Raw genomic sequence first — 17,559 nt, forward strand, 5'->3', positions numbered from 1 at the left:
CTCACCGGGGCAGGACGCTTTCGATGGCGCCGATCATCCTGCGCGACAAGGGCCCGGTGCCCGACCCCTCGAAGGTGACCAGCTGTCCCTGCGGATCGATCAGCGCCTTGTTGAAGTTCCAGCGGGGACGCGCGCCCTGATCGGCCAGCCAGGCATAGAACGGATGCGCGTCGGCGCCCCGGACGCGCGTGATGGTCGTCATCGGAAAGGTCAGGCCATAGTTCACTTCGCAGAAGTCCGCGACGGCATCCTCGCTGTCCAGCTCCTGCGCGAAATCGTCGGATGGCACGGCCAAGACGGTCAGACCGCGATCCGCATAGCGTTCATGCAGGGTCTGAAGCCCGGCATACTGATGGGTGAACCCGCAAAGCGATGCGGTGTTGACGACAAGCACGGCTTGACCGTCCGGGGCCGCCAGATCGATCGTCCCGCCTTCCAATGCGTCGAACTCCCACGCGTGGGCGGGCAGGGCGGTCAGCAACAGGGCGACAAGTCTCAGCATGACCGAAAGGTAGCGGCACAATCGGCACGATCAAGGCGTGTTGCACGCGGCTGGAAAGGGCTTAGGTTAGGGGGGTAACAATCAGTGGGATACCGATGATCCGCTATGCGCTGCGCTGCAAGGAAGGGCACGGCTTCGAAAGCTGGTTCGCCTCGGCCGATGCCTATGACACGCTGTCCGCGCGTGGCATGGTGGCCTGCGCGGTCTGCGGGGGTACGGATGTCGAAAAGGCGCTGATGGCGCCCAAGGTGCAAAGCGAAACGCAGGCTCCGCGCCCCCTGTCCGCACCGCCAACCGAGGTCGAGAGCAAGATCGCCGCCCTGCGCGCCAAGGTCGAGGCCGAGGCGACATACGTCGGACCGCGCTTTGCCAAGGAAGCCCGCGCCATCGCCGAAGGTGACATGCCGGACCGCCCGATCTGGGGCGAGGCGAACCTGGCCGAGGCCAAGGCCTTGATCGAAGACGGGATCCCGGTCGCCCCCCTGCCATTCTCGAACAAATCGAAGGCCAACTGATGCGAGTACTGATTACGGGGGCGTCGCGCGGGATTGGCGCGGCCATGGTGTCCGAGGGCGAGGCCCGTGGCCATACGGTCATCGGCACCACGCGCGATGGGGACATGCCCCTCGACGTGACCGATCCCGCCGCGCAGGCGCGGGTGGCTGAGAATACCGGGCCCCTTGATCTGCTGGTCTGCAATGCGGGCGTTTTCGTTGACCGCGACAAGACCCTTGAGACGATCACCGCCGATGACCTGACCACGACCTTCGCCGCCAATGTGACCGGCGTTCTGCTGACCGTGCAGGCGCAGATGCGCAACCTGTCCAAGGGCGGGCGCATTGCCATCATCTCATCCCAGATGGGTTCGTCGCAAAAGGCGAACGGCAATGCCTTTGCCTATCGCGCATCCAAGGCGGCCGCGGTCAATCTGGGTCTCAACCTTGCGGCCAACCTGCAGGACGCGGAAATCGCCGTGGGGATCTATCACCCCGGATGGGTCCAGACGGACATGGGCGGCGACAGCGCGGCAATCACGCCGGCCGCCTCGGCAAAGGGTCTGTGGGACCGTTTTGAAGGTCTGACGCTTGCCACAACCGGGCGGTTCGAGACCTATGATGGCCAGCCGCATCCGATTTGACCTGACCCGCCGGGCGATGCTGGCGGGCGGTCTTGGCGCTTCGGTCCTGTCGGTCGGGCAGTTGCGGGCCGATACCGGGTTGACCGTTTTCGCCGCGGCCAGCCTCAAGGCGGCGCTGGACGAGGTCGCGTCGACATGGACCGGCCCGCCGGTGGCACTTTCCTATGCAGGTAGCGGCACGCTGGCGCGGCAGGCCGCCCTGGGGGCGCCGGTCGATGTCGTGCTGCTGGCCGCGCGCGACTGGATGGACTGGTTGCAGGCACAGGGTGTGGTCGCATCCGCCCCCGTGTCCGTCGCCGGGAACAGATTGGTGTTTGCCGGACCTTCCGGGGCAGAACCGATGCCACTGACCGGCGACGGGATCCGCGCGCGTCTGGGGCCCGCCGGACGGTTCGCCATGGGCGACCCGCTTTCGGTGCCCGCCGGGCGCTATGGTCAGCAGGCGCTGGAGACGCTGGGCCTGTGGTCCGCGTTGCGACCGCAGGCCATCCTGGCCGAAAACGTGCGCGCCGCGCTGGCCTACGTGGCGCGCGGGGACGTTCCGCTGGGCCTTGTCTACAAGTCGGACGGCATCGGGAGCGGCGTGTCCGAGGTCGCGGCCATACCGGCCACGGCGCATCAACCGATCGTCTACCCCGGTGCCGTTCTGCGCGGGGCGGGCCCTGATGCGCCCGCGTTCCTCGCCCATGTCCAGGCCTCGGGCGAGGTTTTCGCGCACCACGGCTTCGGCGCATGATCGACCTGCCACCCGAAGCTTGGGAGGCGCTGTCGCTGTCGCTGCGGGTTTCGGTCGTGGCGACGCTTGTCAGCCTGCCTCTGGCGCTGTGGGTTGCGCATCTGTTGGCGCGGGGTCGGTTTCGCGGGCGGGGCCTTCTGGATGCGGTGGTGCATCTTCCGCTTGTCCTGCCGCCTGTCGTGACCGGATATGCGCTGCTCTTGCTGTTTTCCCGTGGTGGTCCCCTTGGCGCCGTGCTGGAGCCGCTGGGCCTCGGCGTGGCGTTCCGCTGGACGGGGGCGGTGATCGCGGCGGCGATCATGGCGTTCCCCCTTGTGGTCCGGGCGATCCGCCTTGCGATCGAGGCCGTCGACCCCAAGCTGGAGGAGGCGGCCGCGACCCTCGGGGCCTCGCCGCTGCGGATCTGGCGAACGGTGACTTTGCCGATGATTGCGCCGGGTATCCTTGCCGGGGTCACGATCGGTTTTGCCAAGGCCTTTGGCGAGTTCGGCGCGACGATCACCTTCGTCGCAAGCATCCCCGGCGAGACGCGCACCCTGCCGTCGGCAATCTATGCCTTTCTTCAGGTGCCGGGCGCCGAGGCGCCGCTGCGCGGACTGGTCGGCGTTGCGGTGGCGGTCGCAATCCTGGCCGTGCTCGTGTCCAACTGGCTGGCGCCGCGCGTCGCCGCACGGATCGCCGGGCGCTGATGCTGGATCTGGCAATCCGACGCGGCACGGGGGACTTCACCCTTAGCGCCAGCCTGACCGTCGGGTCCGGCGTGACGGCGGTGTTCGGCCCGTCGGGGGCAGGAAAGACCACGCTGGCGCGGTGCATCGCGGGCCTTGCGCGTCCCGATGCGGGGCACATCACGGTGGATGGTGAACAGGTGTTCGGGCCGGGCGTGGACCTGCCCGCCTATCGGCGGGACATCGGATATGTCTTTCAGGATGCGCGCCTGTTCCCCCACCTGACCGTTCGCGCCAACCTGCTGTATGGGGCCGCCGCAGGGGTTTCGCCCGATGCGGTCGCCGAGATGCTGGACATTGCGCCGCTCCTGTCGCGCCGTCCTTCGGGTCTTTCGGGCGGGGAGGCGGCCCGCGTGGCGATCGGGCGGGCCCTGCTGCGCGCGCCGCGCCTGTTGATTCTGGACGAGCCATTGGCGGCGCTGGACCAACGGCTGCGCGGTCAGATCTTGCCTTACCTCGAACGGGTGCGGGATGGCGGCATCCCTATCCTCTATATCAGCCACGCGATCGAAGAGGTCGCGCGCCTTGCGACGACCCTCGTGTTGATGAAGGCGGGGCAGGTGACCCATGTCGGCCCGGTCGGTGACATCCTGTCCGATCCCGAGATTGCGACGAGGCTGGGGCCGTCCCAGGCCGGTGCCTTGTTGGAGGGCGTGGTGATCGGCCATGGCGATGGTCTTGCGGCGGTCGATACGCAGGTCGGGCGCCTGCACGTTGCCGGCGTGGAGGGGGCCGAAGGGACACGGGTGCGTATCCGCGTGCGGGCCGAGGATGTCATCGTTGCGACCGAAGCCCCGCAGGGCCTGTCGGCGCTGAACATCCTGCCCGCGCGGGTCGTGGCCGTGCATCGCGGGCAGGGACCCGGCGCAATGGTGCGCCTTGCTGCGGGGGACGGCAGTTTGCTGGCGCGGATCACCCAACGATCCGTTGCCCGCCTCGACCTCACGCCGGATCGCCCGGTTTGGGCGATCATCAAGACGAGCGGCGTGGGGCGCATCGACGTCGGGGGCTGATCGCGCCGTGGTTCAGGCCTTTACGGTGCCAAGTGCGCGCAGCAGCTGACGCTCCAGTTCACGCCGTTCTTCGGGCGTCAGGAACGCGCCGATCTCGACCTGTCGCGGGCCACCTTCCAACGTCAGGTAGTCCTCGATCATGCCGACCTTCTCGTGCCGTTCCACCCGCATCCAATAGGGGTTGGTCGTCCAGTCGCGCGTCGTGCCATCCGGGTCGCGACGGGTCAGAGTGGCCGCATCGTCCGTCATCTCGAACGTCTCAAGGATGTCGCGGTCGCGCCAGCTGCGCTTGAGCCCATACCACAGCAAGGCCAGCGCCCCCATCATGAAGGGCAGCACCCCCCAGAGGGCGGCGGTGCCGATCAGCCCGACGAGCGGGATCATCAGCATTGCGAAGGTGCCGCCGATCATCACCACGAACCCGCCGGGGGTCAGCGACTGATGCGGCCAGAGTTCGAGCGAGAGAACCACAGACGAAGAGGCCCCGGACATTGCCGGGGCCTCCTGTGTGCGGTCGGTGAGGACCTTGATCGGCATCTAGTGACCCGGCTGCTTGTCCCACATGTCGCGGGTCGGCAGCTGCTCGAAGGTATGCTCCGGCGGCGGGTTGGGCAACGTCCACTCGAGGGTGTCGGCATGCTCGCCCCAGTAGGCCTCTTCCTTGATGCGCTTGCCTGCGAAGATCGTGTAGAAGACGACCCCGATGAAGAACAGGAAGGACGCGAAGGACAGGAAGGCCCCCCAGCTGGATACTTCGTTCCACAGCGCGAAGGCATCCGGGTAGTCGATGTAGCGACGGGGCATGCCCTGACGACCGAGGAAGTGCTGCGGGAAGAAGGTGATGTTGGCGCCGATGAAGAACATCCAGAAGTGCAGCTTGCCCGCCCATTCCGGATACTGGCGACCCGACATCTTGCCGATCCAGTAGTAGATACCGGCGAAGATCCCGAACACCGCGCCCAGCGACATCACGTAGTGGAAGTGCGCCACGACGTAGTAGGTGTCGTGATAGGCCCGGTCGATACCGGCCTGCGACAGGACGATGCCGGTCACGCCACCCACGGTGAACAGGAAGATGAAGCCCACGGCGAACAGCATCGGCGTCTTGAAGGTGATGGACCCACCCCACATCGTCGCGATCCACGAGAAGATCTTAACGCCGGTGGGCACCGCGATGATCATCGTGGCCACCATGAAGTAGGCCTGCTGCGTCAGCGACATGCCCACGGTGTACATGTGGTGCGCCCAGACGACGAAGCCGAGACCACCGATCGCGACCATGGCGTAGACCATGGGCAGGTAGCCGAAGATCGGCTTCTTCGAGAAGGTCGACACGATGTGCGACACGATGCCGAAGGCGGGCAGGACCACGATGTAGACCTCGGGGTGACCGAAGAACCACAGGATGTGCTGGTACAGGACCGGGTCGCCGCCACCAGCCGGGTCGAAGAACGTTGTGCCGAAGTTGCGGTCCGTCAGCAGCATCGTGATCGCGCCGGCCAGGACGGGCAGGGCCAGAAGGATCAGCCACGCGGTCACGAAGATCGACCAGGCGAACAGCGGCACCTTGTGCAGCGTCATGCCCGGTGCGCGCATGTTCAGGAACGTGGTGATGATGTTGATCGCGCCAAGGATCGACGAGGCACCCGAGACGTGCACCGCAAAGATGGCGATATCGGTGGACATGCCTGCCTCGGACGTCGACAGCGGCGGATAGAGCACCCAGCCGATACCGGAGCCGGACTGACCGTTGCCGCCGGGCACGAGGACGGACAGGACCGCCAGCGAGGTGCCCGCGACGAACAGCCAGAAGGACAGGTTGTTGAGACGCGGGAACGCCATGTCGGGCGCGCCGATGTGCAGCGGCATGAAGTAGTTGCCGAAGCCGCCGAACAGCGCGGGAATCACGACGAAGAACATCATCAGGATACCGTGCCCGGTGATCAGCACGTTCCACAGGTGTCCGTTCGGGGTACATTCCCCGGCCGCAGCGGCCGTCAGGCGCGCGCCTTCGAGGCACATGTACTGCACGCCCGGATCCATAAGCTCCAGCCGCATGTAGACCGTGAAGGCCACCGAAATGAACCCGGCAAGGCCGGAGACGAACAGGTATAGGATACCGATATCTTTATGGTTCGTGGACATGAACCACCGCGTGAAGAAGCCTGGCTTCTCGTGGTGATCCTGTCCCGAAATGGCGGCGTCTGCCATCTGGTCGCTCCCGCAAATAGTGAGTCGTTGGTGCCGGAAAAGTGATCGTTCCCGACGTCTGTTCGCAGGGTTCTATCCGTGGTGCCGCTTCGGGGCAACGGCACAAGACCGCGCAGGGGTCGGGAAAATTGACGCAGGACGGGTCAAATCCCGTCAGTCGGCCCCGAAGCTGATCGCATCGACATAGGTGCCGACATTGTTGGACGTTCCCGTCTCGCGCAGCTCGATCGTGTTGGACCCGTCTCCGGCGTCGCCACGGACCGTGTATTCATATGTGCCCCAGTCGCGGCCGGCATTGATGGTATCGACCAATTCGCCGCCCCAATAGACCTCGACGGAATTGCTGCCCTGCCGGTCGAGGGCCGCGAAGGATAGGGTATATTCCTCTCCCGGGCGCGTGTCTTCCAGCGTCTGGACGATGCTGTTGTTGCCCGGCGAGGCGTCCATGTCGAGAAAGTAGTCCCCGTCGTAGGCGATCACGCCGCCATGACCGGATTCGACGACCTCGAACTGCTGCCCGTTGAGAGAGGTCCAGCCTTCCGTGCTGGCGCCCCGGTGGCCCCAGCTGGTCGCCGCGAGGCCGAAGACATCCTCGAAGGACCCGTTGACGGTGCGCAGGCCGAAGTAGGTCTTCACGAGATTGGAGTCGGTCATGTAGTCGGAGATGTCCTCGGACTGGGACTCGACGCCGGTCGAGACGACGCCCATGACCGACAGGCCAAGGCCGACCATTGCCGCCGTCAGAACGACCCAGTCGACTGTGACCGCCCCGTCTTCGGCCGTCAGGAACCCAATGTCTTTGAATGCGGACATGACAATTCTCCCTGAAATACCGTCATGACGTGCCGCAGGGATCGGGCCTAATCGCGAAGATTTCGTGGCATTATTCGCCCACGGCCAATGTCACGGAACATCGGAGAGGTCCGTGGCCCGTCAGGCCGCGCTCCAGGGTGAGGTCCTCTGCAGGGCCGCGTCCAGATCGTCCATCGTGACGGGCAGGCCCAGATCGACCAGCGATGTGACCCCGTGGCCGGTAATGCCGCAGGGGACGATGCCGTCGAAATGCGACAGGTCGGGTTCCAGATTGATCGACAGGCCGTGGAACGACACCCAGCGTCGCAGACGAATCCCGATCGCGGCGATCTTGTCTTCGCGCGGGGTGCCATCGGGCAGGGGGGGCTTGTCGGGGCGCGCAACCCAGACGCCGACGCGGCCTTCGCGGATTTCGCCACGCACGCCGAACTCGGCCAGCGCATCGATGACCCAGCGTTCGAGGGTCTGCACGAAGGCGCGCACGTCGCGGCCCCGCGCCCCGACGTCGAGCATGCAATAGACGACGCGCTGTCCCGGCCCGTGATAGGTATATTGCCCGCCACGACGCGCCTCATGGACGGGAAAGCGCCCCGGCTCCCGCAGGTCGGCGGGATCGGCCGAGGTGCCCGCCGTATAGAGCGGGGGGTGTTCCAGCAGCCACAGGGCCTCGGACGCATCGCCGGCGAGGATCCCGGCCACCCGCGCCTCCATTTCTGACAGGGCATGGTCATAGGGCACGGGCGCGGCAGAGGTGATCCATTCCGGGGCGATGAGGTGAGGCATGTAGGGCGGCCTTCGATTTGCTTGCTTATTTTTTGTGCTTTGGCGGTGGTGATTCTGCGCCTAGGCTTACTGCAGTAGAGAGAGGGATTATTCCATGAGAAGCTATTTCAGCGCCGCTTTGGCCGCCACGGCAATTGCCCTGCCGACCTCCACCATCGCCGGAAGTGGTGATTTTGCCGCCGGTCTCGTCGGAGGGATCATCGGCAGTGCGATCGCCAATCAGTCCCGCCAGCAGCCACGTCGGACGGCACCGCGAACGACGACGGTGCGCCGGTCGACCAGCAGCGGGATCAGCAATACGCAAAGACAGCAGAACCGCGAGGTTCAGACCGCCCTGAACTACTTCGGCTTTGACGCCGGGGGGGCCGACGGGGTGCTCGGGCGTCGGTCGCGTGCCGCCGTATCATCGATGGAGGCTTTCCTGTCCATCCCGGTCGACGGCAGTCTGACGTCGTTCGAAAGGGACATCCTCCTTTCGGCGCACAACCGGGCGATTTCCGGAAACCCGGATACGGTGCGTCTGATCTCGACATCCCCGCTCGGTGCGCGCGCCGCGCTGAAGGCGCAGCACGACCTGATGACGGGCAACACCAGCACCGCAGGCCTGCGCACCACGGGCTATCCCGGCCTGCCGCTCGAAGTCAGCCGCGCCGTGGACGAAATCGCGGCCAGCAGCGACCCCAGCGCCGAACAGCTGTTGCAGCGCGCAGGCTTCGTGCAGCTGGCGGACATGAACGGTGACGGGACGAACGACTACATCCTCGACACGTCCTTCAGCGGATCGTCGTTCTGGTGCTCGGCAGCGCAGTGCAAGACGATGGTATTCGTCTCGACCCCGCAGGGATACGCGCGCAACGACATGCTGGCCCATTCGCCGACCCCCGCGAGCTTCAGCTGCTTTGGCGATGCCTGCCGCTTGGCCGAACAGGCGGGCGTCACGGTCGCATCCACGGCGCCGACCACCGTGCCACAGGCCGAGGCCCCTGCCACGACGATGGTGTCTTCCGCGCCCGTCCTGCCGACCTTCGGGGCCACGCCGGTCACCGAGGCAACCCTGAGCAGCCATTGCGGTAAGGTGAACCTGCTCACGGCATCGCGGGGTGGTTTCACGACGGTGGCGGATGGGGACGACCCGGCCGTCGCACTGGCCGAACAGTTCTGCCTCGCCCGCAACTTCGCCGTCGACTCCGGCGAGCAGATGGTCGCCGCGATGCCGGGCACGACGACCGAAATGGTGCAGGCACAATGCGCCAGCTTCGGACCGGCCATGGCCGCGCAACTTGCGGCCGTATCGGCCAAGCCCGAGGCCGAGGTCATGCAGGATGTCGCAAGCTTCATGCTGGGCACCGGGATGTCGCCGGACCAGCTGCGCACGACAGCGACACTGTGCCTGTCTGCCGGATATGCGACCGACAACATGGATGTGGCACTCGGGTCTGCGATGTTGATGGTCGCCCTCGGGTCGGCCCCGCACGCGGAATTGGTGGGGCACCACCTTGACGGGGGCTTCGGTGCCGCCAAGCGTCCCGACCTTGCCCGCGATTGGTACGGCACGGCCGTCGATGCGTTGCGCGGGGGGGCGGAGCCGGTGTTCGGCGTCAATCAGGCCGGGCGCACGGACCTGCTTGTCTGGGCGGCAATGGGTGAGGCGGACGCCGCCGGTGTCGTCACCCGAAACGTCGTCCCGACCGCGGCGTCCTTGCCGACATTCGCCCTGCCGACGAGCGACTGAGCAGCGGATCGGCGCAGGTGGGACCGGAGCATTCGACAGTTTTGGTCCGCACCTTCAAAATGGGCCTTTCCTTTCTCGTTCGGCCTCGTTAGGACCGCGCCACGTCAGGATGAATGCGGTCGTGGCGGAATTGGTAGACGCGCAGCGTTGAGGTCGCTGTGGGGTAACTCCCGTGGAAGTTCGAGTCTTCTCGACCGCACCAGACGACAAAGATACGCCGCCCCTCGGGGCGGCGTTCTGCGTTTGCAGGCTAGGTTTTGTAAGAGATGGGCTGGTGCAGCCGTCCTGACCGCAGGACGGCTTGCGGTCGTTACGACGCTGCGCCGACCGGACGCGGCAGCCACCTGCGACCGGGGCGATTCTGCGTCAGGCTGATCTCGCCATGTCGACGGTTGCCAAGCGACAGGGTGGCCCGGCGCAGCACCTCGATCCCCTCGTGGGCATCCTTGGGCAGGACACTGCCGTCGATCGGGCGGCCAACCGTGACATGATATGGCTGCACGTCCTTGTTCAGCGTCTCGTGGAACAGGGTGATATCCCGCAAGGTCGGGTGAATCGCATCGAAGGCATAGAACATGGCCGAATTCCGCGACCGTATATGCACGGGAATCACGGGCAGCTTGAACTTGCGCGCGATCATAGCCGCGCTGGCCATCCATGGCCGTTCATGCAGTTGCAGCCCACGCCGCTTGGCCAGGCGACCACTGGGGAAAATGACCCCAAGGCGACCGTCATCCAGCGCCTTGCGCGTTTGTGTCATGGTTTCGCGGGTCTTGGTGACCGACCGCTTCTCCTCGCGCCATTCGACGGGAACGATCATGTCCTTGAACTGCGGCAGAACGCGCAGAATGTCCGAATTGGCATAGTAGAACGCGTCGGACCGCCGGGCGAGCAACAGGTCGTGCAGGATGATGCCGTCCGCGATCCCCGTCGGGTGATTGGCCACGACAAGGGCAGGGCCGTCGGTAGGGACGTTGTCGAGGCCCGTCGCGGTGACACGACGGGCGATCCGTCGGGCAAGGTCCGCCATGATGGCGGGCACGTCCTGATCGATGTAATGGGTCCCGATCTCGACGGAACGTTCGTAGGCCAACATCCGGTCAAGCACGAACCGTGCGGAGCGGGCGGGTATCGATGCACCGAAGAGCCAGGGAGCCCGTTCCGCGATCATTGGGTCGAGACGGTCACGCATGGTGCCTTCCCCATCAGTCAGACGTTACAGGGGTGTGACGCCCCGCTGAATAACGCGTCGTTTAGACGCGAGGTTCCGCCAATTCTACCGAAATGTGCGACGCGTATCCATCGCGTGTCTGGTCGGGTGGCGATCTACCGCCCGCCGGACACGTCGAGGACGGTATCCGTCACGTAGCTGGCCTGATCGCTCAGCAGCCAGAGAATCGCGCGTGCGACCTCTTCGGCCTGTCCGGCGCGGCGCATGGGGATCTGTGGTGCAAGGCGGTCGACACGCTCCGCATCACCGCCCTTGCCGTGGATCGGGGTCGCGATGATGCCGGGGCGGATCGCGGTCACGCGGATGCCCTTGGGCGCAAGTTCCTGCGCAAGCCCCTTGGAGAAGACCTCCAGCCCGCCCTTGGTGGCGGCGTAGTCGACGTATTGTCCGGGGCTGCCGAACCGGGCCGCGGCCGACGAGATATTGACGATCGCCGCCCCATCCGCCATCCGGCGCGCCGCCTGACCGGCAACAAGGATGGGCGAGGTCAGGTTGATGGCGACCATGCGCATCACCCGTTCGGGGGTGAAGTCGCTGACATCCATCGGTGCATCGACAATGCCTGCATTGTTGACGAGGCCGTCCAGCCGCTGATGCTGCCGGTCGAAATCGTCGAACAGGGCTGCGACCTGATGCGGATCGCTCAGGTCCGTTTGGTGGATGGTGACGCGCGCGCCTGCGGCCCGGGCGGCTTCGGCGGTTTCGTTCATGCCCTTGGCGTTGCTGTTGAAGTGCAGGGCCAGATCGTGATCCGGGGCCGCCAAGACCGCGGTCGCGGCCCCGATACCGGAGGATGCGCCAGTGATGAGCAGGGTCTTGCGGGTCATGTCATGTCCGTCGGTTGCGAGGGTTGCGCGGACAGTCTCATCCGGCGCGCGCCTGTTCAAGCGCGCGCCGGTCAGGGGCAGGGGTCAGCCGAGCATTCGGTTGACCATTTCGGCAAGATCACGGCTCGTGTCCGCTTCGGCCATGGCCTCCAACTGGGCGCGGATCAGGGCCTGCCGGTCGGCGTCATAGCGGCGCCATGTGTCGAAGGCCGTCGACATCCGTGCGGCGGTTTGCGGATTGCTGGCATCCAGTTTCAGCAACCAATCGGCCAGAAAGGCATAGCCGCTGCCGTCGGGCGCATGGAACCCGGCGGGATTGCCCGCCGTCAGACCGCCGACGACGGCGCGGAACCGGTTCGGGTTCGAAGGGTCGAAATCCGCATGATTCGTCAACGCATGGGCCACGACGGCGGCCCGGCCCGGGGCGGCATGGGCGACCTGTGCCATGAACCATTTGTCCATGACGAGGCGATCATGCTTCCAGTCGGCCTCGAAATGGTCGGCAACGGTCGTATCGCCCGCGTCGAGCAGACAGGTGAAGGCGGCCATGCGGTCGGTCATGTTGTCCGCCGCGTCATAGGCGGCCCGGGAGGCGGTGCCCCCGTCAAGCAGCGTCAGGTGCCGCAGCAGCGCCGCCGACAACGCGCGCTTGCCCGCGTCCGTGGCGTTCGGGTCGTAGGCACCGGGGGTGCGAAGTGCATCGCGCAGCGGCGTCAGGACATCGGCAAGATGCTCCGCGATGGCCAGCATGGCGGCGCGGCGGGTGATGTAGATGGCGTCCGGGTCGGGCACCACACCTGCGGCGTGCAGCGTCTGGGCGAGATCGTCTTCGGACGGCAGCGACAGCGCCAGCGCGCGGAACGCCGGATCGGCCCCCTCGTCCTGAACCACCGCGCTCAGCGCGTCGAGCCACGCGTCATCGAACGCGGCCCCTTCGGTAATCGCGCGCAGCAGGCGATCCTTGGCCAGACCACGGCCCGCTTCCCACCGGTTGAAGGGATCCGTATCGGAGGCGAGCAGGATCAGCCGGTCGGCGTCACTCTGGTCACGGTCCAGAATGACGGGCGCGGAAAACCCGCGCAGCATCGACAGGACGGGCTTTTCGGCCAATTCGACCGAAACGCTGTCCTGCGCGGTGGAAAGTTCGAAAACCTCGGTCGGGCGGATTTCCTTGCCCGATTGGTCGAGCAGGCCGAAGGACAGCGGGATCACCATCGGTGCCTTGTCGGTCTGTCCGGGTGTGTCGGGCAGGGTTTGCGCAAGGTCGATCCGGTAGGTTCCGTCGGCAAAACTGTCGCGCAGGGTCACGCGCGGTGTGCCCGCCTGACTGTACCACAGCTTGAACTGCGACAGGTCGCGGCCCGACACTTCTTCGAAGCAGGCGAGCCAATCCTCGATCGTGCAGGCCTGTCCGTCGTGGCGGTCGAAGTAGAGGGTGCACCCCTTGGCATAGGCGTCCGCCCCCACGAGGGTGCGCAGCATCCCGATGACCTCCGCCCCTTTTTCGTAGACGGTCGCCGTGTAGAAATTGTTGATCTCGACAAAGCTTTCGGGGCGCACGGGATGGGCCAATGGCCCTGCGTCTTCGCGGAACTGCCGTGCGCGCAGCTGCAGGACATCCCCGATCCGCTGCACCGCATCGCCGCGCATGTCGGCGCTGAACTGCTGATCGCGGAACACGGTCAGCCCCTCTTTCAGGCACAGCTGGAACCAGTCGCGGCAGGTGATGCGGTTGCCAGTCCAGTTGTGGAAATATTCATGCGCCACGATGCCTTCGATCAGGGCAAAGTCCGTGTCGGTGGCCGTTTCCGGCGATGCGAGGACATACTTGGAGTTGAAGATGTTCAGCCCCTTGTTCTCCATCGCGCCCATGTTGAAATCGTCCACGGCGACGATGTTGAATACCGACAGGTCATAGGCGCGGCCATAGACCTTCTCGTCCCAGGCCATGGACCGTTTCAACGCATCCATGGCGTATCCTGTGCGACCCTCGTCCCCGGGGCGGACCCAGATGTTCAGGGCGACCTCGCGCCCGTCCATCGTAACGAAGCTGTCGGAGGTCGCCACGAGGTTTCCCGCGACCAGAGCAAACAGATACGTCGGCTTGGGCCACGGATCGTGCCATTTGCCGGGGCTGACCTCATCCCCGTTGGACAGAAGGACGGGCAGGTCGGCCTCGATCTCCACGTCGTAGGTGGCCATCACGTCCGGACGGTCCAGCATCCAGGTGATCCGGCGGAAACCTTCGGCCTCGCACTGTGTGCAATACATGCCGCCCGACATGTACAGCCCTTCAAGCGCCTTGTTGGCGGCGGGGGCGATGCGGGCAACCGTTTCCAGCAGGAACGCATCCGGCGCGTCGTGCAGGGTCAGCGTCGTATCGGTCAGGGTATAGGCGTCGTCCGACAACGGCGTGCCATCGATCGCAAGCGAGACCATCTCCAGATGTTCGCCGTTCAGGACCATGTCGCCCGGCCGCTGGCGCCGGCAGGTCAGGCGGGCCGACACCTCGGTGGCCTGCGGGTCGAGGCGGAAGTGCAAGTCGACGTGGCTGACCGTGACGGGCACGGGAGCATAGTCGGACAGGAAAATGGTCTGGTCGGACTGGCCGGGGGTCGCATCGCGCATGGGAATCTCCTTCGTGAGGGAGACCTAGGGCACCGGGCGGGGAAGGCGTAGCGAATAGTTCGCGTTCAAAGCCAGTCGGCGCGTTTCGTCCCCACGGCGTCGGCCACCCGGTCGAACCCGTCCCGCGCCAGCAGGCGGTCCACCCCCCGCGCCAGATCCGCCGCAAGGCTGAGCCCGCCGTAGACGAGGGCGGTATAAAGCTGCACCGCCGAGGCGCCGGCCCGTATCTTGGCATAGGCCTGATCGGGCGTGGACACGCCGCCGACCCCGATCAGCGGGATGCGCCCTTCGGTCAGGTGCGACAGACGCGCCAGAACGCGGGTCGAGGATTCGAACAACGGCTGACCGGACAGCCCACCCGTTTCGGCGGCATGGCGACTTTGCAGGCCATCGCGGGCCAGCGTCGTGTTCGTCGCGATGATCCCGTCGATCCCCGTCTCGGCGGCAATACCGGCAATATCGGTCAGATCGGCATCCGACAGGTCAGGCGCGATCTTCAGGAACAGCGGCAGGGCAAGCCCCTGATCGACGCGCACCGCCACGACCCGCGCCAGAAGCGCGCGCAGGGCCTCCGGCCCCTGAAGGTCGCGCAGGCGTTCCGTATTCGGGCTGCTTACGTTGACGGTCGCGAAATCGATATGCGCACCCGCCCGTGCCAGCACCGTCGCGAAATCTTCGGCGCGGTCACTGCTGTCCTTGTTGGCCCCGAGGTTCAGGCCGATCACGCTATCGCGGGGGCGCTGGGCCAGCCGGGCGGTGATCGCGTCGACGCCGTCGTTGTTGAAACCGAACCGATTGATGGCGGCTGCATCCTCGGACAGGCGGAACAGGCGCGGTTTGGGGTTGCCGGGCTGGGCGCGGGGCGTGGCGGCCCCGACCTCGAGGAAACCGAACGCGGAGTTGGACAGCGGGGTCAGGGCGGTGGCATTCTTGTCGAATCCCGCGGCAAGGCCGATCGGGTTCGGCAGGGACAGCCCCGCCAACGTCGTGGCAAGGCGCGGCGACGTCAGCGGCCCGCCGCGCGGACCCAGCCCGGCATTCAACGCCGTCAGCGCAAGCCCATGGGCCCGCTCCGGGTCAAGGCGGCGCAGGGCGGCCAGCCCCAGCTTTTCGATCACGACAGACCCGCGGGAAACTGATGCACGTCGTCGACCAGTGGCAGGGGCTGTGCCCAGGCGACATGCTCCATCGTCATCGGCGCATAGAGATGGGGGAACAGGTCACCGCCGCGCGACGCTTCCCAGCGCAGGGCATCGCCGCAGGTCGCTTCCTCCACGCCGATCAGCCAGAGCCCCTCGACCCCTGCGAAATGCCGGGCCGCGGTTTCAGCCACCTGCGCGGCCGTCGACAGGTGGACATACCCGTCGGCGACGTCGATCGGCGCGCCGGCCGTGCTGCCATCCTGGCGCAGTGCATCCCATTCGGGCGTTCTGAAAATCTTGTAGATCATGCCGACCGCATTGCCGCGCCTGTACCGCCGCGTCAAGCAACGGACGTGCGTCATATGCCTTTGACAGTTCCGAATTAGCTGCGCACCATCCCGTCATCCAAACTAGGGGGTTTGACCTGATGAACCGTTTTCTTACCGCTTGCGCGACGCTTGCCCTGACGACCGGCATGGCCAACGCGGACTACACGCTGAACATCCTGCATATCAACGATCTGCACAGCCGTATCGAATCCGTGAACAAGTACGACAGCACCTGTGACGCCGAAGGCGAGGCCGCGGGCGAGTGTTTTGGCGGTGTCGCACGGATCAAGACCTATATCGACGGCCGCCGGGCGGAGCTGTCGGACGCGAACCTGCTGGTCGTGGATGCGGGCGACCAGTTCCAGGGATCGCTGATGTACACCACCTACAAGGGTGAGGTCGAAGCCGAGATGATGAACGCCATCGGCTTTGATGTCATGGCGGTCGGCAACCATGAATTCGACGATGGCCCGTCGGCCCTCGCGGCGTTTGCCGACATGGTCGACGTGCCCGTGATCTCCGGCAATATCGACGTTAGCCAGTCGAACGAACTGGCCGGCAAGATCGAGGATCACCTGATCCTTGAAATCGGCGGCGAGAAGATCGGTATCGTTTCGGCCCTTGCGACCGATACCGCCGAAACCTCCAGCCCCGGCCCGAACGTCATCTTCACCCCCGAGGCCGAGGCCATCCAGGCCGATATCGACGCGCTGACGGAAATGGGTGTCAACAAGATCATCGCCGTCACGCACCTCGGCCTGCCGGCGGACAAGCGTCTGGCGGAGGCGGTCACCGGTCTCGACCTGATCATCGGCGGTCACAGCCACACCCTGCTGTCGAACACCGAAGAGGGCGCCGAAGCCTATCCGACGGTCGTAAACGGTGTTCCGATCGTTCAGGCCTATGCCTATTCCAAGTATGTCGGTGATCTGGCCATCACCTTCGATGACGACGGCAATGTCATCTCGACCGAAGGCGATACCGTGGTGATGGACGCATCCGTCACCCCGGACGAAGAGATCCTCGCCCGTGTCGCGGAACTGGCCGGTCCCATCGAAGAGCTCAAGGCACAGGTCATCGGCGAGGCGTCCGACCTGATCGAAGGGTCGCGCGACGTCTGCCGGGCGCAGGAATGCGCGATGGGCAACCTCGTGGCGGATGCCATGCTGGACCGCGTGGCCGATCAGGGCGTCAGCATCGCGATCCAGAACGGTGGCGGCCTGCGCGCGACCATCGACGCCGGCGAGATCACGATGGGCGAGGTTCTGACCGTGCTGCCGTTCCAGAACACGCTTGCCACCTTCAGCGCGTCGGGCGCCGATATCCTTGCGGCGCTGGAAAACGGTGTGGGTCAGATTGCCGATGGTGCGGGTCGCTTCCCGCAGGTGGCCGGCCTGACCTATGCCTTCGACGCGGCCGCCGAACCGGGCAGCCGGATCAGCGACGTCATGGTCGGCGGCGAGCCGATCGACACCGAGGCGACCTATGGCGTGGTGACCAACAACTACGTCCGCAACGGTGGCGACGGCTATGCGATGTTCGCGACGGCCGAAGATGCCTATGATTTCGGTCCGGGCCTGGAGGTCGTCGTGGCCGACTACATCGCCGGTCTGGGCGGCACCTACACGCCCTATACCGACGGGCGCATCATGGCCAAGTAAGGCCCTGATCACACTGGGATAAGATGACGGATGCCGGGGATGTTTCCCCGGCATTTGCCTTTCTGGCGGAATGTCTGCAAAAGCG

At 65.7% G+C, this 17,559-nt stretch carries 17 protein-coding genes and 1 tRNA gene; 8 read left to right on the forward strand and 10 right to left on the reverse strand.

The genetic code is table 11. The annotated features are described in order from the left end of the window. Position 1 precedes the first annotated feature (1 nt). On the reverse strand, positions 2 to 502 hold the full coding sequence (locus tag V6N07_RS00685) for a glutathione peroxidase (protein WP_371153281.1): 501 nt from the start codon (positions 500 to 502) through the stop codon (positions 2 to 4). 95 nt (positions 503 to 597) lie between these two features. Between V6N07_RS00685 and V6N07_RS00690 the strand changes: the two genes are divergently transcribed. The 5 genes from V6N07_RS00690 to modC are packed head-to-tail and all read left to right on the forward strand — an operon-like array spanning position 598 to position 4,117. Then, the gene (locus V6N07_RS00690) at positions 598 to 1,017 is read left to right on the forward strand and encodes a DUF1178 family protein (RefSeq protein WP_371153283.1); all 420 of its coding nucleotides are present in this window, start codon (positions 598 to 600) and stop codon (positions 1,015 to 1,017) included. Continuing rightward, positions 1,017 to 1,640, forward strand: coding sequence for an SDR family NAD(P)-dependent oxidoreductase (locus V6N07_RS00695; RefSeq protein WP_371153285.1), 624 nt, complete (start codon positions 1,017 to 1,019; stop codon positions 1,638 to 1,640). Before V6N07_RS00690 ends, V6N07_RS00695 begins: the two co-directional genes overlap by 1 nt. Continuing rightward, on the forward strand, positions 1,618 to 2,376 hold the full coding sequence (modA, locus tag V6N07_RS00700) for a molybdate ABC transporter substrate-binding protein (RefSeq protein ID WP_371153287.1): 759 nt from the start codon (positions 1,618 to 1,620) through the stop codon (positions 2,374 to 2,376). The genes V6N07_RS00695 and modA overlap by 23 nt, the downstream gene beginning before the upstream one ends. After that, positions 2,373 to 3,065 (forward strand): molybdate ABC transporter permease subunit, encoded by a 693-nt coding sequence (modB, locus tag V6N07_RS00705; RefSeq protein ID WP_371153289.1) that lies wholly within the window; start codon positions 2,373 to 2,375, stop codon positions 3,063 to 3,065. Before modA ends, modB begins: the two co-directional genes overlap by 4 nt. Beyond that, positions 3,065 to 4,117 (forward strand): molybdenum ABC transporter ATP-binding protein, encoded by a 1,053-nt coding sequence (gene modC, locus V6N07_RS00710; protein ID WP_371153291.1) that lies wholly within the window; start codon positions 3,065 to 3,067, stop codon positions 4,115 to 4,117. The genes modB and modC overlap by 1 nt, the downstream gene beginning before the upstream one ends. 12 nt (positions 4,118 to 4,129) lie before the next feature. Here the strand turns inward: modC and V6N07_RS00715 are convergent, their stop codons facing one another. The 4 genes from V6N07_RS00715 to lipB all read right to left on the reverse strand — a co-directional run bounded on the left by V6N07_RS00715 (position 4,130) and on the right by lipB (position 7,924). Next, entirely contained in the window at positions 4,130 to 4,609 is a 480-nt protein-coding gene (locus V6N07_RS00715) for a DUF2244 domain-containing protein (RefSeq protein ID WP_371153293.1), read from the reverse strand. A gap of 45 nt (positions 4,610 to 4,654) precedes the next feature. Then, positions 4,655 to 6,328, reverse strand: a complete 1,674-nt coding sequence (locus V6N07_RS00720) for a cytochrome c oxidase subunit 1 (protein WP_371153294.1) — start codon at positions 6,326 to 6,328, stop codon at positions 4,655 to 4,657. A gap of 153 nt (positions 6,329 to 6,481) precedes the next feature. Continuing rightward, complete coding sequence (locus V6N07_RS00725) at positions 6,482 to 7,141, reverse strand: hypothetical protein (protein WP_371153295.1); 660 nt, start codon at positions 7,139 to 7,141, stop codon at positions 6,482 to 6,484. 120 nt (positions 7,142 to 7,261) lie between these two features. After that, positions 7,262 to 7,924, reverse strand: coding sequence for a lipoyl(octanoyl) transferase LipB (gene lipB, locus V6N07_RS00730; protein WP_371153296.1), 663 nt, complete (start codon positions 7,922 to 7,924; stop codon positions 7,262 to 7,264). Between the two features lie 94 nt (positions 7,925 to 8,018). On the opposite strand from lipB, the gene V6N07_RS00735 reads away from it, so the two are divergent. Then, positions 8,019 to 9,656 (forward strand): peptidoglycan-binding domain-containing protein, encoded by a 1,638-nt coding sequence (locus V6N07_RS00735; protein WP_371153298.1) that lies wholly within the window; start codon positions 8,019 to 8,021, stop codon positions 9,654 to 9,656. A 115-nt stretch (positions 9,657 to 9,771) separates the two neighbouring features. After that, positions 9,772 to 9,858, forward strand: a tRNA-Leu gene (locus V6N07_RS00740). A 108-nt stretch (positions 9,859 to 9,966) separates the two neighbouring features. Here the strand turns inward: V6N07_RS00740 and V6N07_RS00745 are convergent. From V6N07_RS00745 to V6N07_RS00765, 5 genes are all read right to left on the reverse strand, one after another. Then, positions 9,967 to 10,848 (reverse strand): 1-acyl-sn-glycerol-3-phosphate acyltransferase, encoded by an 882-nt coding sequence (locus V6N07_RS00745; protein WP_371153299.1) that lies wholly within the window; start codon positions 10,846 to 10,848, stop codon positions 9,967 to 9,969. 134 nt (positions 10,849 to 10,982) lie between these two features. Further along, on the reverse strand, positions 10,983 to 11,714 hold the full coding sequence (locus V6N07_RS00750; RefSeq protein ID WP_371153301.1) for an SDR family oxidoreductase: 732 nt from the start codon (positions 11,712 to 11,714) through the stop codon (positions 10,983 to 10,985). Between the two features lie 84 nt (positions 11,715 to 11,798). Further along, positions 11,799 to 14,342, reverse strand: coding sequence for an aminopeptidase N (gene pepN / locus V6N07_RS00755; protein WP_371153303.1), 2,544 nt, complete (start codon positions 14,340 to 14,342; stop codon positions 11,799 to 11,801). A gap of 65 nt (positions 14,343 to 14,407) precedes the next feature. Further along, entirely contained in the window at positions 14,408 to 15,460 is a 1,053-nt protein-coding gene (locus tag V6N07_RS00760) for a quinone-dependent dihydroorotate dehydrogenase (protein WP_371153305.1), read from the reverse strand. Next, positions 15,457 to 15,792 (reverse strand): DUF952 domain-containing protein, encoded by a 336-nt coding sequence (locus V6N07_RS00765; protein WP_371153306.1) that lies wholly within the window; start codon positions 15,790 to 15,792, stop codon positions 15,457 to 15,459. The genes V6N07_RS00760 and V6N07_RS00765 overlap by 4 nt, the downstream gene beginning before the upstream one ends. Positions 15,793 to 15,908: 116 nt before the next feature. Here V6N07_RS00765 and V6N07_RS00770 point away from each other — a divergent pair, with 116 nt between their 5' ends. Further along, positions 15,909 to 17,474 (forward strand): bifunctional UDP-sugar hydrolase/5'-nucleotidase, encoded by a 1,566-nt coding sequence (locus V6N07_RS00770; protein WP_371155350.1) that lies wholly within the window; start codon positions 15,909 to 15,911, stop codon positions 17,472 to 17,474. Positions 17,475 to 17,559: the final 85 nt, after the last annotated feature.

Origin of the sequence: Jannaschia sp. 2305UL9-9, assembly GCF_041403465.1 — a bacterium.
Lineage (GTDB): Bacteria > Pseudomonadota > Alphaproteobacteria > Rhodobacterales > Rhodobacteraceae > Jannaschia.